The sequence below is a fragment of the Paenibacillus forsythiae T98 genome, from assembly GCF_000520735.1.
In the GTDB taxonomy this organism is placed as follows: domain Bacteria; phylum Bacillota; class Bacilli; order Paenibacillales; family Paenibacillaceae; genus Paenibacillus_AQ; species Paenibacillus_AQ forsythiae.
The window spans coordinates 1-1,461 of record NZ_ASSC01000824.1; the positions used below are offsets into that span (position 1 = coordinate 1).

General features: G+C 54.2%; 2 protein-coding genes and 1 pseudogene. 2 read left to right on the forward strand and 1 reads right to left on the reverse strand.

What is annotated here, in order from left to right; genetic code table 11:
* Positions 1 to 732: pseudogene (locus L692_RS30185) on the forward strand (5-methyltetrahydropteroyltriglutamate--homocysteine S-methyltransferase); the annotation flags it as partial.
* Between the two features lie 111 nt (positions 733 to 843).
* On the opposite strand, the gene L692_RS31485 reads toward L692_RS30185, so the two are convergent.
* Positions 844 to 996, reverse strand: a complete 153-nt coding sequence (locus L692_RS31485; protein ID WP_084463390.1) for a DUF1540 domain-containing protein — start codon at positions 994 to 996, stop codon at positions 844 to 846.
* Positions 997 to 1,175: 179 nt separating this feature from the next.
* On the opposite strand from L692_RS31485, the gene L692_RS30190 reads away from it, so the two are divergent.
* On the forward strand, positions 1,176 to 1,461 hold a 286-nt coding region (locus L692_RS30190), incomplete at its 3' end, for a hypothetical protein (RefSeq protein WP_198027829.1).

Consider the following 1,461-nt stretch of genomic DNA (forward strand, 5'->3'; position numbering starts at 1 on the left):
GTCAAGCCGCCGGTCATTTACGCCGATGTCGCTTTCACGGAGCCGATGACCGTCAAGGAAAGCGTCTATGCGCAATCTTTGACGAAGCTGCCGGTAAAGGGGATGCTGACCGGACCGGTCACGATTCTGAATTGGTCCTTCGTGCGCGACGATCTGAGCCGGGAGCGGGTGGCCAGCCAGATTGCGCTGGCGCTGCGGCAGGAGGTGCTGGCGCTTGAAAGCGCCGGAGTGGAGATGATTCAAGTGGACGAGCCGGCGGTGCGCGAAGGACTTCCGCTCAAGGAGAAGGATCGCAGGCATTATCTGGACTGGGCCGTAAAAGCATTCCGCATCTCCACGAATCTTGTGCGCGATACGACGCAAATTCATACCCATATGTGCTACTGCGAGTTTGGAGATATGATTGATGCCATCTCCGATATGGATGCGGACGTGATTTCCATTGAGACGTCCCGCAGCCATGGCGAGCTGATTGCGAGCTTTGAGGAAATGGCGTATGACAAAGGCATCGGCCTTGGAGTATACGACATCCATAGTCCACGGGTGCCGTCGGTGGAAGAAATGGACACCGGCATCGGCCGGGCGCTGCGGGTGTTGCACCCGGAGCAGTTCTGGATCAATCCCGACTGCGGCTTGAAGACTCGGGGCTGGAAGGAGACGGAGGCTTCGCTGCGGAATATGGTAGCGGCCGCCGAGGATGCCAGAAAGAAGGCTCGTGCCATTCAGCTGTAAATAGCTGCAATAAAGAATAAACCGGGAATCTGCTCCCGGTTTATTGCTTTTTACATGCCTCTTGAAAATAACAAAAGGAAGAGACTGTGGAGAGTCCCTCCCGGTCATTCCTTATTTCTTCTTAAACGTGTCACAATCTGTCTCTTCGGAGCTGGAAGCTTGCTTCACGTTGTTGAAAGCGATAAAGATCGACTCGGCATTGCACTTGTTCTCATTCGCCCAATAAGTACAGGTATTTACTTCACACAGCACATCTTTTGCCATGGATACTCACCTCCTATTGCTAGTAAGATTCCCTTAAACGCTTGACTTATACCCCATAAGGAATGCGGCGCGGGATGCTCCAGCCCATGGTGAATACCGGATCAATGCAGAAGCGCCAAAGAAAGATTTGCGCTCTGCAACCTTTCAATGTCTGGAAACGTCTGGAGAATGAATATTGGATGAACAGACAAATTTGGGGGGATGAAATGTTCAAGCGAGGTTTGTATTTCATGGTAACGGTGCTGGCGCTACTGTCCGTCACACTCGTTGGCTGCGGTCCGGGGCGCGGCACCGAGAGCGCGGATACTGCGCAAAAGTCCTTGCTGCAAGACGCCTCATTGGATTCGAACAGGGTCACAGAGGAGGCTCCCTCTGAGGCCGCTATTACAGATTCCGCCGTAACCGCGCAAGCTGGCGGAGCGGGGAGCGGCAAAGGGTTCGCCGGCGCTTCGGCTGCTGATGGAG

Bases quoted from the DNA above. Each gene is read 5' to 3' on its own strand.
- L692_RS31485 (WP_084463390.1), bottom strand. From the start codon at position 996: ATGGCAAAAGATGTGCTGTGTGAAGTAAATACCTGTACTTATTGGGCG.